Origin of the sequence: Paenibacillus sp. RS8 (assembly GCF_041956825.1) — a bacterium.
Lineage (GTDB): Bacteria > Bacillota > Bacilli > Paenibacillales > Paenibacillaceae > Paenibacillus_AQ.
Map to the genome: position 1 here is coordinate 835,475 of NZ_CP168131.1, position 24,134 is coordinate 859,608.

Annotated in this window: 36 protein-coding genes; all 36 read right to left on the bottom strand. The window is 44.7% G+C overall.

Annotation, left to right across the window (positions count from 1 at the left end; all coding sequences use genetic code 11):
• Positions 1-19: 19 nt before the first annotated feature.
• The 36 genes from rpsK to rpoC all read right to left on the bottom strand — a co-directional run bounded on the left by rpsK (position 20) and on the right by rpoC (position 24,082).
• Positions 20-415 (bottom strand): 30S ribosomal protein S11, encoded by a 396-nt coding sequence (gene rpsK / locus ACDZ28_RS05045; RefSeq protein WP_019908251.1) that lies wholly within the window; start codon positions 413-415, stop codon positions 20-22.
• 19 nt (positions 416-434) lie between these two features.
• Positions 435-803: a 30S ribosomal protein S13 gene (gene rpsM, locus ACDZ28_RS05050; protein WP_036680583.1), complete on the bottom strand. Its 369-nt coding sequence runs from the start codon at positions 801-803 to the stop codon at positions 435-437.
• A 19-nt stretch (positions 804-822) separates the two neighbouring features.
• Positions 823-936 (bottom strand): 50S ribosomal protein L36, encoded by a 114-nt coding sequence (rpmJ, locus tag ACDZ28_RS05055; RefSeq protein ID WP_003322638.1) that lies wholly within the window; start codon positions 934-936, stop codon positions 823-825.
• A gap of 53 nt (positions 937-989) precedes the next feature.
• Positions 990-1,205: a translation initiation factor IF-1 gene (gene infA / locus ACDZ28_RS05060; RefSeq protein WP_036652996.1), complete on the bottom strand. Its 216-nt coding sequence runs from the start codon at positions 1,203-1,205 to the stop codon at positions 990-992.
• Positions 1,206-1,207: 2 nt separating this feature from the next.
• Positions 1,208-1,516: a KOW domain-containing RNA-binding protein gene (locus ACDZ28_RS05065; RefSeq protein ID WP_042131215.1), complete on the bottom strand. Its 309-nt coding sequence runs from the start codon at positions 1,514-1,516 to the stop codon at positions 1,208-1,210.
• Between the two features lie 11 nt (positions 1,517-1,527).
• Positions 1,528-2,280: a type I methionyl aminopeptidase gene (map, locus tag ACDZ28_RS05070; protein ID WP_042131216.1), complete on the bottom strand. Its 753-nt coding sequence runs from the start codon at positions 2,278-2,280 to the stop codon at positions 1,528-1,530.
• Between the two features lie 4 nt (positions 2,281-2,284).
• Positions 2,285-2,929 carry an adenylate kinase gene (locus tag ACDZ28_RS05075; protein WP_042131217.1) on the bottom strand — a complete coding sequence of 215 codons (645 nt, stop codon included), beginning with the start codon at positions 2,927-2,929 and terminating at the stop codon, positions 2,285-2,287.
• Between the two features lie 96 nt (positions 2,930-3,025).
• Positions 3,026-4,324, bottom strand: coding sequence for a preprotein translocase subunit SecY (secY, locus tag ACDZ28_RS05080; RefSeq protein WP_042131218.1), 1,299 nt, complete (start codon positions 4,322-4,324; stop codon positions 3,026-3,028).
• Positions 4,324-4,764 (bottom strand): 50S ribosomal protein L15, encoded by a 441-nt coding sequence (rplO, locus tag ACDZ28_RS05085; protein WP_042131219.1) that lies wholly within the window; start codon positions 4,762-4,764, stop codon positions 4,324-4,326. Before rplO ends, secY begins: the two co-directional genes overlap by 1 nt.
• A gap of 40 nt (positions 4,765-4,804) precedes the next feature.
• A complete protein-coding gene (gene rpmD / locus ACDZ28_RS05090; RefSeq protein ID WP_036680567.1) occupies positions 4,805-4,990 on the bottom strand; it encodes a 50S ribosomal protein L30 in 186 nt (61 codons plus the stop codon).
• A 14-nt stretch (positions 4,991-5,004) separates the two neighbouring features.
• On the bottom strand, positions 5,005-5,502 hold the full coding sequence (gene rpsE / locus ACDZ28_RS05095; protein ID WP_036652980.1) for a 30S ribosomal protein S5: 498 nt from the start codon (positions 5,500-5,502) through the stop codon (positions 5,005-5,007).
• 27 nt (positions 5,503-5,529) lie between these two features.
• The gene (gene rplR, locus ACDZ28_RS05100) at positions 5,530-5,898 is read right to left on the bottom strand and encodes a 50S ribosomal protein L18 (protein WP_042131220.1); all 369 of its coding nucleotides are present in this window, start codon (positions 5,896-5,898) and stop codon (positions 5,530-5,532) included.
• Between the two features lie 84 nt (positions 5,899-5,982).
• On the bottom strand, positions 5,983-6,525 hold the full coding sequence (gene rplF, locus ACDZ28_RS05105; RefSeq protein ID WP_042131221.1) for a 50S ribosomal protein L6: 543 nt from the start codon (positions 6,523-6,525) through the stop codon (positions 5,983-5,985).
• Between the two features lie 30 nt (positions 6,526-6,555).
• Positions 6,556-6,954 carry a 30S ribosomal protein S8 gene (rpsH, locus tag ACDZ28_RS05110; protein WP_036680560.1) on the bottom strand — a complete coding sequence of 133 codons (399 nt, stop codon included), beginning with the start codon at positions 6,952-6,954 and terminating at the stop codon, positions 6,556-6,558.
• Between the two features lie 32 nt (positions 6,955-6,986).
• Positions 6,987-7,172 carry a type Z 30S ribosomal protein S14 gene (locus ACDZ28_RS05115; protein ID WP_013312154.1) on the bottom strand — a complete coding sequence of 62 codons (186 nt, stop codon included), beginning with the start codon at positions 7,170-7,172 and terminating at the stop codon, positions 6,987-6,989.
• 49 nt (positions 7,173-7,221) lie between these two features.
• Positions 7,222-7,764, bottom strand: coding sequence for a 50S ribosomal protein L5 (gene rplE / locus ACDZ28_RS05120; protein WP_042131222.1), 543 nt, complete (start codon positions 7,762-7,764; stop codon positions 7,222-7,224).
• Between the two features lie 31 nt (positions 7,765-7,795).
• Positions 7,796-8,149, bottom strand: a complete 354-nt coding sequence (rplX, locus tag ACDZ28_RS05125; protein ID WP_076099615.1) for a 50S ribosomal protein L24 — start codon at positions 8,147-8,149, stop codon at positions 7,796-7,798.
• A gap of 49 nt (positions 8,150-8,198) precedes the next feature.
• On the bottom strand, positions 8,199-8,567 hold the full coding sequence (gene rplN, locus ACDZ28_RS05130; protein WP_036680556.1) for a 50S ribosomal protein L14: 369 nt from the start codon (positions 8,565-8,567) through the stop codon (positions 8,199-8,201).
• Positions 8,568-8,605: 38 nt separating this feature from the next.
• Positions 8,606-8,872, bottom strand: a complete 267-nt coding sequence (gene rpsQ, locus ACDZ28_RS05135) for a 30S ribosomal protein S17 (RefSeq protein ID WP_042131223.1) — start codon at positions 8,870-8,872, stop codon at positions 8,606-8,608.
• Positions 8,873-8,915: 43 nt separating this feature from the next.
• The gene (gene rpmC / locus ACDZ28_RS05140) at positions 8,916-9,113 is read right to left on the bottom strand and encodes a 50S ribosomal protein L29 (protein WP_019908232.1); all 198 of its coding nucleotides are present in this window, start codon (positions 9,111-9,113) and stop codon (positions 8,916-8,918) included.
• Positions 9,103-9,537 (bottom strand): 50S ribosomal protein L16, encoded by a 435-nt coding sequence (gene rplP / locus ACDZ28_RS05145; protein ID WP_042131224.1) that lies wholly within the window; start codon positions 9,535-9,537, stop codon positions 9,103-9,105. Before rplP ends, rpmC begins: the two co-directional genes overlap by 11 nt.
• 2 nt (positions 9,538-9,539) lie before the next feature.
• Positions 9,540-10,205 (bottom strand): 30S ribosomal protein S3, encoded by a 666-nt coding sequence (gene rpsC, locus ACDZ28_RS05150; RefSeq protein WP_038573452.1) that lies wholly within the window; start codon positions 10,203-10,205, stop codon positions 9,540-9,542.
• Positions 10,206-10,218: 13 nt separating this feature from the next.
• Positions 10,219-10,551: a 50S ribosomal protein L22 gene (rplV, locus tag ACDZ28_RS05155; protein ID WP_036680546.1), complete on the bottom strand. Its 333-nt coding sequence runs from the start codon at positions 10,549-10,551 to the stop codon at positions 10,219-10,221.
• Between the two features lie 33 nt (positions 10,552-10,584).
• A complete protein-coding gene (gene rpsS / locus ACDZ28_RS05160) occupies positions 10,585-10,863 on the bottom strand; it encodes a 30S ribosomal protein S19 (protein ID WP_036652940.1) in 279 nt (92 codons plus the stop codon).
• Between the two features lie 76 nt (positions 10,864-10,939).
• Complete coding sequence (rplB, locus tag ACDZ28_RS05165) at positions 10,940-11,770, bottom strand: 50S ribosomal protein L2 (RefSeq protein ID WP_042131225.1); 831 nt, start codon at positions 11,768-11,770, stop codon at positions 10,940-10,942.
• Positions 11,771-11,797: 27 nt separating this feature from the next.
• On the bottom strand, positions 11,798-12,091 hold the full coding sequence (gene rplW, locus ACDZ28_RS05170; RefSeq protein WP_036680537.1) for a 50S ribosomal protein L23: 294 nt from the start codon (positions 12,089-12,091) through the stop codon (positions 11,798-11,800).
• Positions 12,091-12,714, bottom strand: coding sequence for a 50S ribosomal protein L4 (gene rplD / locus ACDZ28_RS05175; RefSeq protein ID WP_036680536.1), 624 nt, complete (start codon positions 12,712-12,714; stop codon positions 12,091-12,093). Before rplD ends, rplW begins: the two co-directional genes overlap by 1 nt.
• Positions 12,715-12,739: 25 nt before the next feature.
• Entirely contained in the window at positions 12,740-13,363 is a 624-nt protein-coding gene (rplC, locus tag ACDZ28_RS05180) for a 50S ribosomal protein L3 (RefSeq protein ID WP_036680532.1), read from the bottom strand.
• A 41-nt stretch (positions 13,364-13,404) separates the two neighbouring features.
• A complete protein-coding gene (rpsJ, locus tag ACDZ28_RS05185) occupies positions 13,405-13,713 on the bottom strand; it encodes a 30S ribosomal protein S10 (RefSeq protein WP_017692074.1) in 309 nt (102 codons plus the stop codon).
• A 226-nt stretch (positions 13,714-13,939) separates the two neighbouring features.
• Entirely contained in the window at positions 13,940-15,289 is a 1,350-nt protein-coding gene (locus ACDZ28_RS05190; protein ID WP_042131226.1) for a globin-coupled sensor protein, read from the bottom strand.
• Between the two features lie 256 nt (positions 15,290-15,545).
• Positions 15,546-16,736, bottom strand: coding sequence for an elongation factor Tu (gene tuf, locus ACDZ28_RS05195; RefSeq protein WP_042131227.1), 1,191 nt, complete (start codon positions 16,734-16,736; stop codon positions 15,546-15,548).
• A 109-nt stretch (positions 16,737-16,845) separates the two neighbouring features.
• A complete protein-coding gene (fusA, locus tag ACDZ28_RS05200) occupies positions 16,846-18,924 on the bottom strand; it encodes an elongation factor G (RefSeq protein ID WP_042131228.1) in 2,079 nt (692 codons plus the stop codon).
• Between the two features lie 47 nt (positions 18,925-18,971).
• Entirely contained in the window at positions 18,972-19,442 is a 471-nt protein-coding gene (rpsG, locus tag ACDZ28_RS05205; protein ID WP_036680520.1) for a 30S ribosomal protein S7, read from the bottom strand.
• 44 nt (positions 19,443-19,486) lie between these two features.
• A complete protein-coding gene (gene rpsL, locus ACDZ28_RS05210) occupies positions 19,487-19,906 on the bottom strand; it encodes a 30S ribosomal protein S12 (protein ID WP_036680518.1) in 420 nt (139 codons plus the stop codon).
• A 133-nt stretch (positions 19,907-20,039) separates the two neighbouring features.
• The gene (locus tag ACDZ28_RS05215; RefSeq protein WP_042131229.1) at positions 20,040-20,291 is read right to left on the bottom strand and encodes a ribosomal L7Ae/L30e/S12e/Gadd45 family protein; all 252 of its coding nucleotides are present in this window, start codon (positions 20,289-20,291) and stop codon (positions 20,040-20,042) included.
• 179 nt (positions 20,292-20,470) lie between these two features.
• Positions 20,471-24,082 (bottom strand): DNA-directed RNA polymerase subunit beta', encoded by a 3,612-nt coding sequence (rpoC, locus tag ACDZ28_RS05220; RefSeq protein WP_042131230.1) that lies wholly within the window; start codon positions 24,080-24,082, stop codon positions 20,471-20,473.
• Between the last annotated feature and the right edge of the window lie 52 nt (positions 24,083-24,134).

Consider the following 24,134-nt stretch of genomic DNA (forward strand, 5'->3'; position numbering starts at 1 on the left):
ATTTACAATACTGATTTCACTATACGCGACGACGTTTCGGCGGACGGCATCCATTGTGAGGAACCGGAGTTACGTCTTTAATAAGGTTAACTTCAAGCCCTGCAGCTTGAAGGGAACGGATGGCTGCTTCGCGGCCCGCGCCCGGTCCTTTAACCATAACCTCAACCGATTTCATGCCGTGCTCCATAGCTGCTTTAGCTGCTGATTCAGCTGCCATTTGCGCTGCGAATGGAGTCGACTTACGGGAACCTTTAAATCCTTGGCCGCCGGAGCTTGCCCAGGAAATTGCATTTCCGTGTGGATCTGTGATGGTAACGATGGTGTTGTTGAACGTGGAACGAATATGTGCCACGCCGGATTCGATATTTTTACGGTCGCGACGTTTAGTACGTACGACTTTTTTCGGTTTAGCCATTGTCTCTTATCCCCCCTTATTATTTCTTCTTGTTTGCTACCGTACGACGCGGGCCTTTCCGGGTACGGGCATTGGTTTTAGTACGTTGACCGCGAACAGGCAATCCACGACGGTGACGAACACCGCGGTAACAGCCGATCTCAGTTAGACGTTTAATATTCAAGGAAATTTCACGACGCAGGTCACCTTCAACCTTAACCGTTTTGTCGATCGTTTCACGCAGTTTGCTGACTTCATCTTCCGTCAAATCACGGACACGTGTATTAGCGCTAATGCCTGTTTCATTAAGAATTTTCTGAGAAGTCGTTTTACCGATTCCGAAAATATAAGTCAAGGCGATCTCAACGCGTTTGTCACGTGGCAAATCCACTCCAGCTATACGAGCCATTTTACGCTACACCCCCTTCTTAACCTTGTTTTTGTTTGTGTTTCGGATTTTCGCAAATCACCATAACAGTCCCTTTGCGGCGGATTACTTTACATTTCTCGCAAATGGGCTTTACAGAAGGTCTTACCTTCATGTTAATTACCTCCTCAAAGTTTTGCGAAGCAAAACTTTTTTCGTAGTTCCCATCTATTTACGGTAAGTTATACGACCTTTTGATAAATCATAAGGCGATAACTGCACGACCACTTTGTCTCCGGTCAAAATACGGATAAAGTGCATCCGCAGTTTACCGGATACATGGGCAAGTATTTGATGACCGTTCTCAAGCTCAACCTTAAACGTTGCATTTGGCAACGGTTCAAGGACAGTACCTTCTACTTCAATGACATCTTCCTTAGCCACAGTTAGTCTCCTTTCTCATCAGCACTTATTCCGGTGGGTCCAGCATACTTCATGACTGCGTAACGCAGCTTTCCGTTTGTTACCCGGCCAGTTTCTTCCAAACTGTTCACAACCTCACTGCTGATGAAGGGTATGAGCTCAAGATGAAGAATATTCTTCTTCTTTGGCCCATCAAACTTACGTTTGTCTCCATCTGCAATGTATACAAATCTGCTATCAACAACTGCGATAACAACGGCTGCCTCTCCGGCATCTTTGCCTTTGAGAATTCTCACTAATTGACCAACCTGCGGGCTGCTCACAGTATTCAAGAGGAGATCACCTACGCATTCAGTTTTGTGAAAATTTCCATGCCGTCCGGAGTAACTGCTACTGTATGCTCAAAGTGGGCACATAGTGAGCCATCAACCGTAACGACAGTCCAGTTATCTTCCAGCGTTCTGACATGTCTCTTCCCTACGTTTACCATCGGCTCAATCGCGAGTACCATACCCGGTTTCAGACGTGGTCCGCGGTCCGCTATGCCATAATTCGGAATTTGCGGTTCTTCATGCAGTTTTGCCCCAATGCCATGACCAACATACTCGCGTACGACTGAGAAACCAGCCTCTTCGATGTATTGTTGAATAGCATGGGAGATTGTAAACAAGCGCACATCCGGTTTGACTAACGCCAGTCCCGCGTACAAGGAGCCTTCCGTAACGTCCAGCAAACGCTGAGCTTCTTCGGAAATGCTGCCCACACCGTAGGTCCAGGCGGAATCACCGTGATAACCGCGGTATTCTGCACCGATATCCAGCGTTACTATATCGCCTTCGATCAGTTTGCGTTTACCTGGAAATCCATGCACTAATTGTTCGTTGACTGAAGCGCAAATGCTGGCAGGAAAACCGTTGTAGCCTTTGAAAGACGGCACAGCACCTTGACTGCGAATGTATTGATCGGCGATTCTGTCGAGCTCCCCCGTTGTAATGCCAGGCTCAATGGCTTCAGCAATAAGACGGTGACTCTCGGCAACAATACGACCAGCTTCCCTCATAAAGGCAAGTTCCTGTTCGGATTTACAAATGATCATTACATTAACCCCGCAATAAAGATACGATTTCAGAAGAAACGACATTGATTTCGTTTTCTCCATTTACCTGACGCAAAAGACCTTTATTATCATAAAACGCAAGCAGCGGCGCTGTCTTATTATCATACTCATCCAGACGCTTGCCTACACTTTCTTCGTTGTCATCCGGACGTTGATACAATTCACCGCCATCAATGTCGCAAATGCCATCTTGCTTCGGCGGGTTGAAGATTAAATGGTAGGATGCTCCGCAAACTGTACAAATGCGACGTCCAGTAAGACGTGCCATCAGTAGTCCACGGTCAACATTCAAGTTGATGACATGATCCAAAGAAGTGTTCAAACGGCTAAGAATTTCATCCAGCGCTTCCGCTTGCGAAAGAGTTCTTGGAAAACCATCCAATAGAAATCCTTTTTCGCAATCGGACTGCTGAAGCCGTTCTTCAACTATGCCAATGGTCACATCATCTGGTACAAGCAAACCTTGATCAATAAAGGATTTGGCCTTCAATCCAACTGGAGTCTCTTGTTTGATAGCCAAACGGAAAGCGTCTCCTGTCGAAATATGAGGAATTCCAAATTCTTTAATGATTTCAGCTGCTTGTGTTCCCTTGCCTGCCCCAGGAGGGCCCATGAATAATATGTTCACGATTTCTCTCTCCCCCCAAAAGTTCGCCACCAAGCAAGAAACAGCACAATAGGTGCCGGGAAGAATAAAATCTTAAGCTTCACCGGAACCTATCGCCTATTTATTGATGAAGCCTTTGTAATGGCGTTTGATCAATTGGCTCTCGATCTGCTTCATAGTATCCAATGCCACACCGATTACGATTAGCAGTGAAGTACCGCCAATTCGAACTTCTTTAGGCAATCCAGATAAAGCACCGAAGAACATCGGCAATACAGAGATCAAAGCCAGGAACAATGCGCCAGACATAGTCAGACGAGACATTACTCTAGTCAAATACTTCTCAGTAGCTTTACCAGGACGGATACCTGGAATGTAACCACCATTCTTCTTCATGTTATCAGCCATCTGTTGAGGATTCATCTGCACGAACGTATAGAAGAACGTGAACCCGATGATCATCACTACATACAGAAGCATACCAAGTGGTGCATCAGTTGCCAAATACTTAGCAATCCATTGAGCCCAGGCATGTGTTGACCAGAAACTGGAGAGAACAACTGGGAACTGAAGCAGTGATACGGCGAAGATAACCGGAATTACACCAGCCGCATTAATTTTCAGCGGAATGTGCGTATTCTGTCCACCGTACATCTTGTTGCCGACTACGCGTTTAGCGTATTGAACAGGAATCTTCCGAATACCTTGCTGTACGAAGATAACTGCTGTAATAATCGCTACAATCACAATCAGCACAATAACGACTTTAAGAATATTCAGGAACACTTGATCCGGCTGAATAAAGCTTGAGTTAGCCGTACTCGTGATATATCCCGGGATAGCGGCGACGATTCCCGCAAAAATCAGGATCGAAATCCCGTTCCCGATTCCCTTTTCGGTAATCTGTTCACCAAGCCACATCAGGAAAGAAGTACCAGCCGTCAAGATAATGGCAACCAGTAAGTAGTCAGCAAATGTCGCATTCGGCATCATTTGAGTTCCATAAATCCGGTTAAACCCTATCGACGTAGCAAAACCTTGGATCAGGGCCAAAATCACAGTACCATAACGAGTGATTTGCGCCAGTTGTTTTTTACCGTGCTCCCCTTGTTTAGCCCATTCAGCAAACTTAGGAACAACATCCATCGACAGCAATTGCACAATGATGGATGCTGTAATGTACGGATAAATACTGATCGCAAATATCGAGAAGTTTTTGAGCGCTCCGCCCGAGAAGGTGTTCAAAAGTCCCATCAAAGCGTCACCGCTCTGATTTGCTGTTTCCAGTACATCTTTGTTCACACCAGGAACCGGTACAAACGAACCGATACGGTAGATAATCAGAATGAACAAGGTAAACAGGATCTTTTTGCGCAAATCTTCCACATGCCAGATATTCTTAAGCGTCTTGAACATTAGATCACCTCGGTTTTACCGCCGGCAGCCTCGATTTTCTCTACCGCAGATTGAGAGAACTTATTTGCTTGTACAGTCAATTTAACGGTTAACTCACCATTGCCGAGAATCTTAATGCCGCTTTTGGAATTCTTGACAACACCAGTTTCAAGCAACAACTGCGGAGTCACTTCAGTTCCTTCTGCAAAGCTATTCAGATCTTCAAGGTTCACAATCGCGTACTCTTTACGGGTAGGATTAATGAAACCACGTTTAGGCAGACGACGATAGAGTGGATTTTGTCCACCCTCGAAGCCCGGACGAACACCACCGCCAGAACGTGAGTTTTGACCTTTGTGACCGCGACCGGAAGTTTTACCATTGCCGCTACTTGGACCACGACCAACGCGATTGCGTTCTTTTCGTGAACCAGGAGCCGGAGCAAGTTCATGTAACTTCATCGTTTGCACCTCCTTATGTTTGTTAATTTATGCGAGGCGTTTAGCCTTCAATTTCAGTTACAGATAGCAAGTGACTCACTTTATTGATCATTCCGCGAATTGCAGGACTGTCATTGTGAACCACTGTCGTGTTGAGTTTACGTAGGCCGAGCGTCTTAACAGTAACACGTTGTGTTTCTGGACGTCCGATTACACTACGTACGAGGGTAATTTGCAATTTTGCCATTGACGTTCCCCTCCTTAACCGCGCAATTCTTCGACAGATTTGCCGCGAAGTTTCGCGACCTCTTCAATGCGTTTCAGACGGGATAGTCCCTCCAAAGTTGCATTGACCATATTCATGGAATTCGAAGAACCCAGTGATTTTGTCAAAATGTCGCCAACGCCTGCCAATTCCAATACTGCACGAACTGGACCGCCAGCGATAACGCCAGTACCCTCTGATGCTGGTTTCAGCAACACACGTCCTGCGCCGAAGTGGCCAGTAACGAGATGGGGAATCGAAGTTCCTACGATTGGAATGTGAATCAGGTTTTTCTTGGCGTCTTCAATGCCTTTACGGATGGCATCCGGAACTTCGCCGGCTTTACCGATACCAGCACCGACGTAGCCATTGCCATCGCCCACAACAACGAGTGCACTAAAGCTGAAACGGCGTCCGCCTTTTACAACTTTTGCTACACGGTTAATGTGTACAACTCTTTCTGTCAGTTCTAAACTGTTCGGATCTACACGCAAGTCGTTAACCTCCTTTTAAGAATTATTCTAGAATTCAAGACCAGCTTCACGAGCTGCGTCAGCCAATGCTTGAATCCGTCCATGGTACAAGTAACCTCCGCGGTCGAATACGACCACTGCATAGCCTTTTTCTTTAGCGCGCTCAGCGACCAATTGGCCAACTTTTGCTGCAGCTTCAACGCTGCCGCCATTACCGATATTAGCGCTCAATTCTTTATCAAGAGTAGAAGCGGATACGATAGTAACCCCTTTAACATCATCGATCAGTTGAGCGTAGATGTGTTTCGAAGAACGGAACACGTTCAAACGTGGACGCTCAGTAGTACCCTGGATCTTTTTACGAACACGCAGGTGTCTTTTGAGACGAGCCTTGTTTTTATCTTCTTTTGTAATCATGACTTCCCTTTCACTCCCTTCAGTTTGCCGTAAACAGCTTCACTTTAAGATGCACGGGGTATCTTACAATTAAGTTTAAACTGGTTATTTCTTCTTACCAGCTTTACCTTCTTTGCGGATGATACGCTCGCCTTCATATTTGATACCTTTACCTTTATACGGTTCTGGTTCACGAACGGAACGAATTTTAGCAGCGTATGCGCCAACGCGTTCTTTATCGATACCTTTAACGATGATCTTCGTGTTCGCAGGAACTTCGAACTCGATACCTGCTTCCGGTGTAATTTCAACCGGATGGGAGTAACCAACGTTCAGAACGATTTTATCTCCGGATTTGCTTGCACGATATCCGACCCCAACCAATTCCAGAGATTTCGAGAAACCTTCAGTCACGCCTGCTACCATGTTGCTGACAACGGAGCGGGTTGTGCCGTGAAGTGAACGATGCAATTTGTTATCCGACGGACGAACAACGGTAATTTCGTTATTTTCAACTGTAACCTTCATGTCTTTATGAAGCTCACGAGTCAAAGAACCTTTTGGACCTTTTACTGTAATAACGGCGTTGTCCAAAGTGACATCTACACCGCTAGGTACTGCGATTGGTTTACGACCAATACGAGACATGTGTTGCACCTCCTTATCTTGTGACGTTTATTACCAAATGTAGCAGACAACTTCTCCGCCAGATTTTGATTGACGAGCTTCTTTGTCGGTCATAACTCCCTTAGATGTGGAGATAATCGCGATTCCAAGACCACCGAGTACACGAGGCACTTCATTGCTCTTCGTGTATACGCGAAGGCCTGGTTTACTGATTCTTTTCAAACCAGAAATAACACGCTCTTGGTTAGGGCCGTATTTCAAGAAGATACGGATAATCCCTTGTTTGCTATCTTCAACGAATTCCGCATCGCGGATGAAACCTTCACGCTTCAAAATGTCAGCGATTTGTTTCTTCATAGTAGAAGCAGGCATTTCTACCGTTTCGTGACGCACAATGTTAGCGTTACGAATACGAGTAAGCATATCTGCAATAGGATCAGACATAGTCATGTGTGTAAACCTCCTTCCCGTTTATAAACTTCTTACCAACTTGCTTTTTTCACGCCAGGGATCTGGCCTTTATAAGCTAATTCACGGAAACAAATTCTGCAAATTTTGAACTTTTGCAGTACCGAATGTGGACGACCACAACGTTCGCAACGTGTATATGCACGTACTTTAAACTTAGGCGTACGTTGTTGTTTAACTTTCATCGAAGTTTTTGCCACTTAGCCTGACACCTCCTAAACATTTTCGGAGAAAATGGATTAACCGACTTTATTTTGCGAAAGGCATTCCCAGCTGACCCAGCAGCTCGCGGGATTCCTCGTCCGTCTTAGCAGTAGTTACAATAACGATGTCCATACCGCGGACTTTATCCACTTTGTCATATTCGATCTCCGGGAAGATCAATTGTTCTTTAAGACCAAGTGTGTAGTTACCACGGCCGTCAAAGGCTTTAGTGGAAACACCACGGAAGTCACGTACGCGTGGAAGCGTTACGTTGAACAATTTGTCCAAGAAGTAATACATACGCTCACCGCGTAGTGTTACTTTAACCCCAATCGGCATATTTTCGCGTAGTTTGAAACCAGCGATGGATTTTTTAGCTTTAGTGATTACTGGTTTTTGACCAGCGATCAACTGCATGTCATTAACTGCAGCATCAAGTACTTTGGAGTTTTGAACAGCGTCACCCACACCCATGTTGATGACAACCTTCTCGATCTTAGGCACTTGCATAACAGTTGTATAGTTAAACTTCTGCATCAAAGCAGGTGTTATTTCATTGAGATAACGTTCTTTCATTCTTGCTGCCATGAAGATTTAACCTCCTTTCTTAAGGGCTAGATTAGTCGATAATCTCTCCGGATCTTTTTGCAATCCGAACTTTTTTACCGTTGTCCAATACTTTGTAACCGATACGTGTTACTTTGCCGGTCTTCGGATCGATGTGCATTACGTTGGACACATGAATCGAAGCTTCCTGCTCAATAATTCCACCCTGTGGATTCAGCTGGTTCGGCTTTTGGTGTTTCTTCACCATATTGACGCCTTCTACCAGAACGCGGTTTTCACGAGGATAAGCAGCGATGACACGGCCTTTTTTGCCTTTGTCTTTACCACTAATCACAAGCACCACATCATCTTTCTTCACGTGCAGTTTATTGTTATGGGATTCCAGAACTTTTTTCACTCTAGGCATTTATTACACCTCCTATAACTAACCTTCAACTTATTGGTGCTCGTGTTTATTAGATTACTTCCGGTGCCAAGGAAACGATCTTCATGTAGTCTTTATCGCGAAGTTCGCGAGCAACTGGTCCAAAGATACGTGTTCCGCGAGGGCTTCTGTCGTCTTTAACAACAACAGCTGCATTTTCGTCGAATGCGATGTAAGATCCATCTTTACGACGAACGGAACGTTTCGTACGAACAACTACCGCTCTAACAACATCACCTTTTTTGACAACGCCGCCTGGTGTTGCTTGTTTTACGGAACAAACGATCAAATCACCGATTGCTGCTGTACGGCGTCCAGTACCACCCAGTACGCGGATACACATCAGTTCCTTCGCACCAGAGTTGTCAGCCACATGCAAACGTGTAAATGGTTGAATCATTATAATTTCCTCCTTCCGGAAAAACTCTTTTGATTATCTTAGATGATAACCGCTTTTTCAACCACTTCAACTAGTCTCCAACGTTTGTCCTTGGACAACGGACGAGTTTCCATGACTTTTACGGTATCGCCAATTTTTGCAACGTTTTCCTCATCATGTGCTTTGAATTTCTTCGTAGACTTGATGCGTTTGTGGTACAAGTTGTGTTTCTTATAGGTTTCAACAGCGACTACGATGGTTTTATCCATTTTATCACTGACCACTTTACCGATTAGCACTTTACGTGCATTACGTTCTTCGCTCATTAGTTAGCCTCCTTCCTGAATACGGATCTGAGATCCGTCTCACTTAACTAATCCCAAGCACTCTTTGATGGATCACGGTTTTAGCACGAGCTATTTCCTTACGCACGTCACGAATCCGAGTCGGGTTGTCCAGTTGGCCTGTTGCCAATTGAAAACGGAGATTAAAAAGTTCCTCTTTGAATCCAGCGATCTTTTGTTCAATCTCAGCAGTGGTTAAGTTGCGAAGTTCATTAGCTTTCATTTGCTTCACCACCCAATTCTTCACGTTTCACAAACTTAGTCTTAACAGGCAGCTTGTGAGCGGCAAGACGCATCGCTTCACGAGCGATTTCTTCCGACACGCCTCCGAGTTCGAACATAATCTTGCCCGGTTTAACTACGGCTACCCATTTCTCAACGTTACCTTTACCACTACCCATACGAACCTCGAGAGGCTTTTGAGTAATAGGCTTATCTGGGAAAATCTTGATCCAAACTTGACCGCCACGTTTGATATAACGTGTCATCGCGATACGAGCAGCTTCGATCTGACGGTTAGTGATCCAAGACGGTTCCATTGCAACTAGGCCGAATTCGCCGAAGTTCAATTCAGTACCGCCTTTTGCCATACCCTTCATGTGTCCGCGTTGTTGCTTGCGGTGTTTTACGCGTTTTGGTACCAACATGATTAGTTGCCTCCTTCCTGAGCAGCTTGTTTCTTAGCTGGGGGAAGAACTTCTCCACGGTAGATCCATACTTTTACGCCGATAAGACCGTAAGTTGTATGTGCTTCAGCCGTTCCGTAATCGATATCGGCACGAAGCGTATGAAGTGGAACTGTTCCTTCGCTATAACCTTCTGAACGAGCGATCTCGGCTCCGCCAAGACGTCCGCCTACTTGAGTTTTAATCCCTTTTGCGCCAGAACGCATAGTTCTTTGAATCGCTTGTTTTAGTGCACGACGGAACGATACACGACGTTCCAATTGTTGAGCAATGCTCTCAGCTACAAGAATTGCATCCAATTCAGGGTGCTTGATTTCATTGATGTTGATGTGTACTTTTTTGCCACCAGCGATTGCTGTAACTGCGCTGCGAAGTACTTCTACTTCTGCTCCGCCCTTACCAATAACCATACCTGGTTTAGCAGTATGAATTGTAACGTTCACTCGGCTAGCCGCTCTTTCGATCTCGATATGGGAAACAGCGGAATCCTTCAACTTACCTTTAAGGTATTCCCGGATTTTGACGTCTTCCATCAGAAGAGTACCGAAATCTTTTCCTGCATACCATTTAGATTCCCAATCGCGAATAATACCGATTCGGAGTCCGATTGGATTTACCTTTTGACCCACGTGTTATCCCTCCTTATTTCTCAGATACCACCAGTGTAATGTGGCTCGTGCGTTTATTGATCCGACTTGCGCGGCCCATGGCGCGCGGACGGAAACGTTTCATAGTAGGTCCTTGGTTAACGAAAACCTCGCTAACGAACAAACTGTTCACGTCCAAAGAATAGTTATGCTCAGCATTCGCAATTGCCGAATTAAGCAACTTCTCAACGACCGGAGAAGCGGATTTCGGAGTGTGGCGAAGAATTGCAATTGCTTCCCCCACTTGCTTACCACGAATCAAGTCAACAACCAGTTTCGCTTTACGAGCGGAAATCCGCACCGATCTTGCATGTGCTTTTGCTTCCATTGTTTAACCTCCTTTCAAACAGAGACCTTATTATTATCTTCTTGTTTTCTTATCGTCACCCGCGTGGCCTTTGTAAGTACGTGTTGGCGCGAACTCGCCCAACTTGTGACCTACCATATCTTCTGTTACGTATACAGGCACGTGTTTACGGCCGTCATATACACCAAACGTATGTCCGATAAACTGAGGGAAAATGGTTGAGCGACGGGACCAAGTTTTAACTACAACCTTTTTCTCAGCCTCGTTCAGTTCCTCAACTTTTTTAAGCAGGTAGCCATCGATAAACGGCCCCTTCTTTAAACTGCGACCCATGTGTGAATCCTCCCTTCATCCGGTTCTTCAAACCGCGAATCGACGCTTCGCGCTTTATTAACTTGCCAGAAGCGTCTTATTTAGTGCGGCGGCGAACGATATATTTATCAGATGCCTTGTTTTTCTTACGCGTTTTGTAACCAAGGGTTGGTTTGCCCCATGGAGACATAGGCGATTTACGTCCGATTGGAGCGCGGCCTTCACCACCACCGTGTGGGTGATCGTTAGGGTTCATTACTACACCGCGAACTTCAGGGCGACGGCCCAGCCAGCGACTACGTCCAGCTTTACCGATTTTGATCAATTCGTGATCTTCGTTACCTACGGAACCGATAGTTGCACGGCATACGCTAAGGATCTTGCGAACCTCACCGGATGACAAACGAACGGAACAGTATTTTTCTTCTTTACCAAGCAATTGAGCTTCTGTACCAGCAGCACGAACCAATTGTCCGCCTTTACCTGGTTTCAACTCGATGTTGTGGATAACTGTACCCACTGGAATGTTTTCCAGTGCAAGTGTGTTACCAATTTTAATGTCGGCTGTTGGGCCGGACTCTACTTTATCCCCAACTTTTAGGCCTTTAGGAGCGATGATATAACGTTTCTCTCCATCAGCATAGTGGATCAAAGCAATATTAGATGTACGGTTCGGGTCATACTCGATTGTAGCAACGCTACCTGGTATGCCGTCTTTAGTACGCTTGAAGTCAATAATACGGTATTTACGTTTGTGTCCGCCGCCATGGTGACGAACCGTAATTTTACCTTGGTTGTTGCGTCCCGCATGTTTGAACAGCGGAGAAAGCAACGATTTCTCTGGCTGGTTTGTTGTGATTTCTTCAAACGTAGACACAGACATGTGTCGTCTTGCCGGAGAGGTCGGTTTGTACTTTTTGATTGGCACTATAGTTTCCTCCTTACTTTAAGAGTATTATTCTACCGCTTCAAAAAATTCAAGCGGTTTGCTGTCCGGGCTAAGCTTAACGATGGCTTTTTTCCACTCTGGAGTGTAACCAGAATATTTACCATAACGTTTCAATTTGCCAGGTACGCGCATTGTGTTCACATTAGTTACTTTTACTTTGAAAATAGCCTCGACAGCTTTTTTGATTTCGGTTTTGTTAGCACGGATATCCACTTCAAAAGCGTATTTCATTTCGCTCATGTAGTCGGAAGTACGTTCCGTAATCACCGGACGTTTGATAATATCACGAGGATCTTTCATTACGCGAACACCTCCTCTACCTTCAGAACTGCTTCTTTAGTGATGATCAGTTTGTCGTACGTTAGTACGTCAAGAACATTAATGCCGTCAGCCGCTACGAATTTCACCCCAGGGATGTTACGAGCGGAAAGCGCTACGTTATCATCATAGCTAGTTGCTACGATCAACGCTTTACGATCTACTTTCAGGTTGTTCAAGATTGCCGCGAATTCTTTCGTCTTCGGAGCATTCATTGTCAAGCTATCCAATACGATAATGTCATTCTCGAGTACTTTCGAGGACAAAGCGGATTTGATGGCCAAACGACGAACCTTCTTAGGCAGTTTCCAGGAATAGCTACGTGGTGTTGGTCCGAAGACAACGCCGCCGCCTTTCCATTGTGGAGAACGAATGGAGCCTTGACGAGCGCGACCTGTACCTTTTTGTTTCCAAGGTTTACGTCCACCGCCACGAACTTCAGAACGTCCTTTTACTTTGTGTGTACCACGACGCAGGGAAGCTCTTTGCATAAGCGCAGCTTCATGTAGAACGTGCTCATTCGGTTCAATACCGAATACTGTATCGCTCAGTTCCACTTCACCAACTTCGTTGCCACTAATATTAAAAAGTGTTACTTTTGGCATTTCATGTTCCTCCTTTCTTCAGTAATTATTTCTTAACGGTTTGTTTAACTTTCACGAAGCTGTTTTTAGGACCTGGGATAGCGCCTTTTACCAGCAATACGTTACGTTCAACATCAACCTTGATAATTTCAAGCTTTTGAACCGTAATAGTCGTGTGACCCATATGTCCTGGAAGGCGTTTGCCCTTAGGAACACGGTTAGCTTGGATAGAACCCATGGAACCTGGTCTTCTGTGGTAACGCGATCCGTGTGCCATTGGTCCGCGGCTTTGTCCCCAACGTTTGATGTTACCTTGGAAACCTTTACCTTTAGATGTACCAGTTACGTCAACAAATTCGCCCTCAGCAAAAATATCAGCTTTCAGTTCTTGTCCAACCTCGAGAGACCCGAGGTCAACACCGCGAATTTCACGAACGTAGCGCTTAGGTGTTGCATTTGCCTTTTTGGCGTGACCCTGTTCAGGCTTATTGGAGCGTTTTTCTTTTTTATCAGAAAAGCCCAATTGCACTGCTTCATATCCGTCGATATTCAGGTCTTTCTTTTGCAGTACTACACAAGGTCCTGCTTCGATAACAGTAACAGGAATTACGTTACCTTCTGGAGTAAACACTTGAGTCATACCGAGTTTTTTTCCTAAGATACCTTTCAATGTTGACACCTCTTTTCTTTTCCTAAGTTGCTAAAAATGAATTACAATTTGATTTCGATATCTACACCGGACGGTAGATCCAAGCGCATCAAGGCATCCACAGTTTGTGGTGTTGGGTTCACAATATCGATCAAACGTTTGTGAGTCCGTTGCTCAAACTGTTCACGGGAATCCTTGTACTTGTGTACCGCACGGAGAATAGTAATGATTTGCTTCTCAGTTGGTAACGGAATCGGCCCGGATACACCTGCACCCGAACGTTTTGCTGTTTCAACAATCTTCTCAGCGGATTGATCAAGAATTCTGTGGTCGTATGCTTTCAAGCGAATACGAATTTTTTGCTTTGCCATTTTAGTCCCTCCTTCTATCGCCCAATTTGGTATCGGACATACTCCGTGAAAATTTTCTGACCTCGTCCCCATGGCAAAGGGGCCGGGTGTGTCAGTAACCTCTCACATCATCGCAACGTCTCAGAACAACATTTATTATTATATATAATAGGCGGCAGTATTGCAAGCTAAAATAACAAAACAACGCATATTTTTTTCATACGTTGTTTTGTTTCTATTATATAGGTTAGAGATTCTCAGTTGCAGACTTGAAAAACTCAGCTGACTCCGCTGTCTGCGCTGTTGCTGTACCTATTCCTTCTATAGTCTGAATCAATGTCCTTATTTCTTCTTCTACTACAACTATCTCCTGTGTGCTACTGCTCATTGCCTCTACAATATCGGAAAACAAAAGACTAGTCTCAAGAGATTGATGCTTTCCACTTTTGGTTAGCTCTTGCACCTTACGTATCTCATCAACAACCTGTTGTGTGAGACTGCCCGATTTATTAGTTAGCTCCGCGATCTGAATTACAGTATTCTTCGTATCTTCTGCCAACCGACTAACTTCTTGGGCAACTACACTAAACCCTCTACCGTGCTCTCCGGCTCTAGCAGCTTCTATTGTTGCATTAAGAGAAAGGATTTTAGTTTGATCAGCTATATCTTTCACTGAGTTTACGATTTTTTGTATTTGTTTAGAGGAATTGCTTAATTCATAAATGGAGTGTTCCATCTCACTAGTGCTTTGATAAATAAGGTTAATCTGTCCTGTTAAGCTATCCAAATGTTCATGTCCATCTGTAGCCAGCCCCTGTGACTCTACAGAGGATCTAGCTGTACGTTGGAATGTTCTACTTACTTCATTACTACTGGCTACTAGCTGCTTCACAGCGGCATTTGTATCGATGCTAAAATCTATTAATTCGCTGCTAAATTCAGCAATTTTCTGCTTTAATTCATTTTTAACCAATAAGTACTGTTGTTCTTTTTCTTTGACGTTCTCTTTCTCGTATTCCTCTAAAACAAGTTGTTGCTCGAGGTTTAGCAGCTTAGTCACAGTCTGAACTACTTGTAGGCGTGCTTTGTCATCATTGGTTTCTTTATAGATAACTTGTATAAATACGTTCTGAAGATTTTGAAAAGCGGATAAGTACCATTTCGGCTCAAGTCCGACCCTTTTATGAATATTAGCAATCTTCAAGCGCTTTGCTATGTATTCATCATCAACTTTGCCATCAAAAATTTCAATGATATGCTCTCGGAGCGTTGTTTTCAATCTCTCGATGCTGCTATGCTTCAAAATTATGGCCTCAAGCTTATTAACACCTAACACCGAATTGTAAAATTGATCAGTAATGTAGTCTATATTCTGTTCAACAATAGGCTTCACCCTACGCAATAAATTCAAATCTGATTCAGTTAGATCAATCATCTTCATTTGTTCATTGAGCTCGCCATGACCTTCAATAGTATGAAATAAAAACTCAGTAGGCTTGCTCTGATCCTTGATATCTAAGGAATGAGAGGCAGGAGAATCCACATTGTTATTACGTGCAGTTAGCGCATGCATGAAGGAAAAAGGACATTTCCCCATATTACCACTCTCCCTTAATTCCTATATTTTTACATTATTAATCCTCCTTCATTTTACTCTATGATTAGTATAATTGTAAACAATTGATTGATGTATTTTGACGAATTATGTAGAAATAACTCATATTAATACGTTTTATTTATCATTAAATGTCGAAAAATATATTATGATTTTCTGAACACAAAAAGCCCCGGATTCTCCGCAAGAAGAATCCGGGGCACTATGATTCAGAGTCTACCCGCAGATAGAATCTAATTTATTTTTGGATGGAAGCTACGCTACCTGCTCCAACTGTACGGCCACCTTCGCGAATGGAGAATTTAGTACCTTCTTCAATAGCGATAGGGGAGATCAAAGCAACAGTTACAGTGATGTTATCACCAGGCATAACCATTTCAGTACCTTCTGGCAAGTTGATGATGCCAGTTACGTCAGTTGTACGGAAGTAGAACTGTGGACGGTAACCAGTGAAGAATGGTTTGTGACGTCCGCCTTCTTCTTTAGTCAAAACGTAGATTTGAGCAGTGAACTCAGTGTGTGGTTTAACAGAGTTCGGTTTAGCCAATACTTGGCCACGCTCGATCATAGTACGGTCTACACCACGAAGCAAAGCTCCGATGTTGTCGCCCGCTTGAGCGGAATCCAGCAATTTACGGAACATTTCTACGCCCGTAACTACGGATTTCTTAGTTTCTTCGTGAATACCAACGATTTCGATTTCTTCTCCGACTTTAACTGTTCCGCGTTCTACGCGACCAGTTGCCACAGTACCGCGGCCAGTGATGGAGAATACATCTTCGACAGGCATCAAGAATGGTTTGTCAGTTTGACGCTCTGGAAGTGGAATGTACTCGTCGATTGTTTCGAACATTTCAACAATCTTCTTAGCATATTCACCATCTGGGTTTTGAAGAGCTTCACGAGCAGAACCACGAATGATTGGAGTGTCGTCGCCTGGGAAGTCATACTCGCTCAGCAAGTCACGAACTTCCATTTCAACCAATTCCAACAACTCTTCGTCTTCAACCATGTCGCATTTGTTCAAGAAAACAACGATGTATGGAACACCTACTTGACGGGACAACAGGATGTGCTCGCGAGTTTGTGGCATAGGGCCATCAGCTGCGGATACAACCAGGATAGCTCCGTCCATTTGCGCTGCGCCAGTGATCATGTTTTTAACATAGTCGGCGTGACCAGGGCAGTCTACGTGAGCGTAGTGACGGTTAGGAGTTTCATATTCAACGTGGGAAGTGGAGATTGTGATACCACGTTCGCGCTCTTCAGGAGCTTTGTCGATTTGATCGAATGCGATAGCTGCGCCACCGTAAGTTTTGGACAATACAGTAGTGATTGCAGCAGTCAGAGTCGTTTTACCATGGTCGACGTGACCAATAGTACCGATGTTAACGTGCGGTTTGTTACGTTCAAACTTTGCCTTTGCCATTTGAACAGTTCCTCCTTAATGTGGGGTTCCTTATATTTGAGCCGTCCGCCTATATGTTTATCTTAGATGACTGAGTGTTTATACCCGGACGGCAAGTTAAAACTAGTAATTATTCTACGCCTTTGTTCTTAGCAGCGATCTCTTCCGCAATGGATTTAGGAACTTCTTCATAGTGAGAAAGCTCCATTGAGAATACGCCACGTCCTTGAGTACCAGAACGTAGAGTTGTAGAGTATCCGAACATTTCGGAAAGAGGCACCTTAGCACGGATAATTTGCGCTCCACCACGGGAATCCATACCTTCGATACGGCCACGGCGGGAGTTCAGCATACCCATAACATCACCCATATATTCCTCAGGAACAGTTACTTCTACTTTCATGATTGGCTCAAGCAGGACAGGTTTACACTTGTCTTTAGCTGCTTTAAGTGCCATCGAGCCGGCAATTTTAAATGCCATTTCGTTGGAATCGACATCATGGTAAGAACCATCAACGATGGTAGCTTTAACGTCTACAAGCGGGAAGCCTGCAAGTACGCCGTTTTTCATTTGTTCTTCGATACCCGCAAGTGCAGGAGCGATGTACTCTCTAGGAACCGAGCCACCAACAACTTTACTTTCGAATTTGCTACCAGTACCTGGCTCGAGGGGTTCAAATTCAACCCATACGTGACCGTATTGACCACGACCACCAGATTGGCGTACAAATTTACCTTCGACGCGAGCAGGTGCCTTGAACGTTTCGCGGTAAGCAACCTGTGGTTTACCCACATTGGTTTCTACTTTGAACTCACGACGCATACGGTCGATGATGATGTCCAAGTGAAGTTCACCCATACCAGCCAGGATAGTTTGGCCTGTTTCTTCATCAGTATGAGCACGAAGAGTTGGATCCTCTTCAGTCAATTTACCGAGAGCAACGCCCAATTTATCTTGGTCAGCTTTTGTTTTTGGTTCAACAGCGATTTCGATAACCGGATCAGGGAAGTTCATTGATTCCAGAATTACTGGATGCTTCTCATCACACAGTGTATCACCTGTACTGGTGTCTTTCAAACCAACTGCTGCAGCGATGTCGCCAGAATACACGATGGAAATCTCTTGACGGCTGTTAGCATGCATTTGAAGAATACGACCAATACGTTCACGCTTGTTCTTAGTAGCGTTAACTACGTAAGATCCGGACTCTAGAATACCAGAGTATACACGGAAGAACGTAAGTTTACCTACATAAGGGTCAGTCATGATTTTAAATGCCAAAGCTGCAAACGGTTCTTCATCCGAAGAATGACGAACTGCTTCAGTTCCATCATCAAGATGTCCAGTGATAGCTGGAACGTCAAGAGGAGATGGCAAGTAATCAACAACTGCATCCAGCATAAGCTGAATTCCTTTGTTACGGTAGGAGGATCCAACAATTACAGGGAACAATTTAACTTCAACTACGCCTTTGCGCAGTGCAGCTTTAATTTCCGGAACTGTAATTTCTTCGCCTTCCAGGTACTTCATAGTCAGATCTTCATCAAGTTCAGCAACTTTCTCGATCAACTCGAGACGCAGTTCCTCAACTTTGGCCAAATATTCTTCCGGAATATCCGTTACTTCGATGTTTTGGCCTAGATCATCTCTAAACATGTGTGCTTTTTGCTCAACAAGGTCGATAATACCAGTGAAATCACTTTCAGCACCAATTGGCAATTGAATAGCAACTGCATTGGCTTGAAGACGATCACGCATAGTTTCGATTACGTTAAGGAAATCCGCACCGATAATGTCCATTTTGTTCACATATGCAATACGTGGAACGTTATAACGGTCAGCCTGTCTCCATACGGTTTCAGACTGAGGTTCTACGCCCTCTTTTGCACTAAATACACCTACTGCCCCATCCAATACACGCAGGGAACGTTCAACTTCAACAGTGAAGTCAACGTGTCCTGGGGTATCAATGATATTGATGCGGTGACCTTTCCACGCAGCAGTGGTAGCAGCGGACGTAATCGTGATTCCGCGCTCTTGTTCTTGCTCCATCCAGTCCATTGTAGCAGCACCTTCGTGAACTTCACCGATTTTGTGCGTACGGCCTGTATAGAAAAGAATCCGCTCTGTGGTAGTTGTTTTACCAGCATCAATATGCGCCATGATCCCGATGTTACGTGTATTTTTTAAGGAGAACTCTCTAGCCATGAAATGGATCTCCCTTCAAAATATAAGTTATTTGAATGACCTTAATCCTACCAACGGTAGTGAGCGAACGCTTTGTTTGCTTCAGCCATTTTGTGTGTATCTTCGCGTTTCTTAACAGAAGCGCCTGTGTTGTTGGAAGCGTCGATGATCTCAGCCGCCAAACGCTCTTCCATCGTCTTCTCACCGCGGTTGCGAGAGTAGTTTACGAGCCAACGTAATCCCAGAGCAGTACGTCTCTCTGGTTTAACCTCGATAGGTACTTGATAGTTAGCACCACCGACACGACGAGCTTTGACTTCCAAAACCGGCATGATATTCTTGATGGCAGCTTCGAAAACTTCCATCGGATCTTTACCCGTACGTTCTTCAATCAACTTGAATGAATTGTACAGAATGCTTTGAGCGACACCTCTTTTACCACCCAGCATAATGCGGTTAATCAAACGAGTAACCAACTTGCTATTATACAACGGATCTGGCAATACGTCTCTCTTAGTAACTGGACCTTTGCGTGGCATGGATATCCCCCTTTCTTAAATGTTTATTATTCTAGTACTTTTTCTTATTTCTTAGCCTTAGGACGTTTAGCACCGTACTTAGAACGAGCTTGCATCCGGTTAGCTACACCTGCTGTATCCAATGCACCACGAACGATATGGTAACGAACCCCTGCAAGGTCCTTTACTTTACCTCCGCGAAGTAATACTACACTGTGCTCTTGTAAGTTATGTCCGATACCCGGGATATAAGCTGTTACCTCGAGACGATTCGTCAAACGAACACGGGCATATTTACGAAGCGCTGAGTTTGGTTTACGTGGAGTCATTGTACCAACACGAGTGCACACACCGCGTTTTTGCGGAGCGCTCAAATTTGTAGCCTCACGCTTGAGGGCGTTATACCCTTTTTGAAGAGCGGGAGATTTAGATTTTTCGATTTTGGCTTGACGGCCTTTACGAACCAATTGGTTAATTGTTGGCATGTTGTTGCCACCCCCTTCCTGAAATGATAGCCGATTTAAGAACTCTAAGCCCACAGACCCAGGCGGTTCATAAAAAGACAAATGAAAAGTTCTTGCCGCTGGAGTTTACTCCAGTACAAAAACATTTCCGTAGCTATTGTTTTAAGACGGCTGCCATCGCAGCGCCAACTTCTATTCCGCAGGCCTTGCCCAAATTCAGCATCGTATCCACATATGTGATCTTAACACCTTGTTTGTTACAAAGCATAACTATCCTGGAAGTAAGCCTTTGATCTCCGTCCTCTGCCACATAGACTTCTGCGGCTTGGCCCAACTCTACCGCCTTGACGGTTTGTTTGGTACCGATCTTGACCTGAGCATCCTGTAGTCCTCTATCATCAGTCATAATCATTACCTCCAATGAACAAGGATAACATGGCTACTCACGCACCTTAGACATTTTAGCATTATCAATAGATGGTGTCAAGAAATTCAGCAATAATTTTTATAAATATTGTACACAGCAGATATTCGTGTCACACCTATGAATAGGTATGACACGAGTACACTACCATGGTTGCTAATTTATTCAGCAGGAACCGTCTCTAAAGATTCAAGCGCGCTTTCTGCATTTGGATCACTTAGTTTAACATTACGGTAACGATTCATACCAGTACCGGCAGGAATCAACTTACCGATAATAACATTTTCTTTGAGTCCAAGCAACTTATCTACTTTGCCTTTGATAGCAGCATCTGTTAAGACGCGAGTAGTTTCTTGGAAAGACGCTGCTGACAAGAAGGAATCTGTCTCAAGAGACGCCTTGGTTATACCGAGCAAGACTGGTTTAGCAACTGCAGGCTCTTTACCAGACAAGATGGCTTCCTTGTTAGCACCTTCATATTCATGAATATCCGCAAACGCGCCTGGTAACAGACTTGTGTCACCTGCATCAATGATACGGATCTTCCGAAGCATTTGTTTGATCATAACTTCAATGTGCTTATCATTGATCTCAACGCCCTGGTTACGATATACACGCTGAACTTCTTGCAGAATGTAGTTTTGTACCCCACGGATCCCTTTGATTCGCAGCATTTCTTTAGGGTCAATCGAACCATCTGTCAACTCATCGCCGGCTTCAATTTCTTGGCCTTCGCTGACACGTAGACGTGATCCATAAGTAATGGAATAAGTCTTGGATTCTGCTTCACCTTGAACTTCGATTTCACGACGATCCTTAGTTTCACGGATTTCCTTGATTACACCATCGATCTCACTGATTGTAGCCTGACCTTTAGGGTTACGGGCTTCAAACAACTCTTGAATACGCGGCAAACCTTGCGTGATGTCATCACCGGCAACACCGCCGGTATGGAACGTACGCATGGTAAGCTGGGTTCCTGGTTCACCGATAGATTGTGCAGCGATAATACCAACCGCTTCACCGATCTCAACGTGTTTACCAGTTGCCAAGTTACGACCGTAACATTTCTTACAAACACCATGACGAGCACGGCAGCTTAGTACAGAGCGGATTTGTAGCTTAGTTACACCAGCGTCTACGATTGCTTCCGCTTTATCGGAGTCAATCAAATCGTTGCGGTGAACAATGATTTCGCCTGTTTCTGGATGACGAACAGTCTCGAAGCAGTAGCGACCTTCAATACGGTCATACAGATCCTCAATAACCTCTTTACCATCCTGAATTCGACTAACTGTAAATCCTTTGTCCGTTCCACAATCTTCCTCACGGACGATAACGTCCTGAGCTACGTCAACGAGACGACGAGTCAAGTAACCGGAGTCAGCAGTACGAAGTGCGGTATCGGCAAGACCTTTACGCGCTCCGTGAGTGGAGATAAAGTACTCCAAGACCGTAAGACCTTCACGGAAGTTCGCTTTAATTGGTAATTCGAAAATCCGACCCGAAGGTGTTGCCATCAGACCACGCATACCACCCAGCTGGGTAATCTGCGATTTGTTACCCCGCGCTTTGGAGTCAACCATGAGCATGATAGAGTTGAAACGGTCCATCGATTTAAGCAGGATGTTCGTAAGATCATCCTTCGTCTTCGACCAGATCTCAATAACACGGTCGTACCGTTCGTCATTGGTGATCAGACCACGGCGATATTGGTTTGCTACCACATCAACCTTAGCTTCGGACTCTTTCAAGATCGTAACTTTTTCCTCAGGCACGATAACATCCGACACGGCAACTGTAACACCAGAACGTGTGGAGTAAGTGAAGCCGAGTTGTTTAATTTTATCCAAAATCATAGAGGTTTTGGTTGTATGATAAGTTTCAAAACAACGAGCGATAATCAGACCCAGATATTCTTTACCTACAGCGCTGGCTTCAGGAGCGGATTCAATCAACTCGCGAATGTCTGCGCCTTTTTCGTAGATGAAGTATTTTTCTGGCGTGCCTTGCAGCAAGTTAGTCTTTGTCGCCTCATTGATATAAGGGAAACTACTTGGGTAAATTTCGTTAAAGATAATCTTACCGATCGTAGTAATCAACATTGCACCTTGTTGTTTTTCCGTAAAGCAAGTTTTGCCTAGTGCCTTAACTGGAATAGCTACACGAGCATGGAGACCTGCAGTTCCGCGTTGGTAAGCTGATACAGCTTCATTTACGGTACGCAGAATCATACCTGAACCCTTTTCTTCCTTGTTGTCCATGGTCAGGTAAAAAGTACCAAGGACCATATCCTGGGAAGGTGTTACAACTGGTTTTCCGTCTTTAGGGTTCAAGATATTACCGGATGCAAGCATGAGAATACGTGCTTCCGCTTGAGCTTCTGCTGACAGAGGAACGTGCACCGCCATTTGGTCACCGTCAAAGTCGGCGTTGTAAGCCGTACATACGAGTGGGTGAAGACGAATAGCATGACCTTCCACCAAAATCGGTTCAAAAGCTTGAATACCGAGACGGTGAAGTGTTGGTGCGCGGTTTAGAAGTACTGGGTGCTCTCTGATTACTTCTTCAAGTACATCCCATACTTCAGGACTTACACGCTCAACTTTACGTTTCGCGCTCTTTATGTTGTGGGCTAGGCCCTTGTTAACCAATTCTTTCATAACGAAAGGCTTGAACAATTCTAGCGCCATTTTCTTAGGAAGTCCGCACTGATACATCTTCAGGTACGGTCCTACAACGATAACGGAACGTCCAGAGTAGTCAACCCGTTTACCGAGCAAGTTCTGACGGAAACGTCCTTGTTTACCCTTCAGCATATGGCTGAGTGATTTAAGTGGACGGTTACCTGGACCCGTTACAGGACGTCCTCTACGGCCGTTATCGATGAGAGCATCGACAGCTTCCTGTAGCATCCGTTTCTCGTTCTGCACGATAATGTCAGGAGCACCAAGATCAAGCAGTCTTTTCAGACGGTTGTTCCGGTTAATAACACGACGATACAGATCGTTCAAATCAGACGTAGCAAAACGGCCACCATCCAATTGAACCATCGGACGAAGTTCCGGAGGAATAACCGGTAGTACATCCATGATCATCCAATCAGGTTTGTTGCCTGAGTTACGGAATGCTTCAATAACTTCCAGACGTTTGATCGCCCGGTTACGACGTTGGCCTTGAGCCGTACGCAGTTCTTCTTTGAGGAATTCCAGTTCTTTCTCAATGTCGATGTCTTGAAGAAGCTTCTTAACAGCTTCAGCACCCATGCCGGCTTGGAAACCGTAACCGTATTTTTCACGGTAGCTACGATATTCTTTTTCGGACAAAAGTTGTTTCTTTTCCAATGGTGTTTCACCTGGATCAGTTACAACATAAGAAGCGAAGTAGATAATCTCTTCAAGAGATCTTGGAGACATATCTAGTGCCAAGCCCATACGGCTTGGGATACCTTTGAAGTACCAGATATGAGATACCGGAGCAGCCAATTCAATGTGACCCATACGTTCACGACGAACTTTAGCACGAGTAACTTCAACGCCACAACGGTCGCAGACTACGCCCTTATAACGGACACGTTTGTATTTACCGCAATGACATTCCCAGTCTTTTTGCGGTCCAAAGATACGCTCGCAGAAAAGACCCTCTTTTTCCGGTTTCAATGTACGATAGTTAATGGTTTCCGGTTTCTTAACTTCTCCGCGGGACCATGAACGAATCTTCTCCGGAGAAGCGAGTCCGATTTTCATAAATTCAAAATTGTTAACGTCCAACAAGGAGCAACCCTCCTTAACCTAATCCTGATTTAGTACCGCTTTGCCCTCCTCT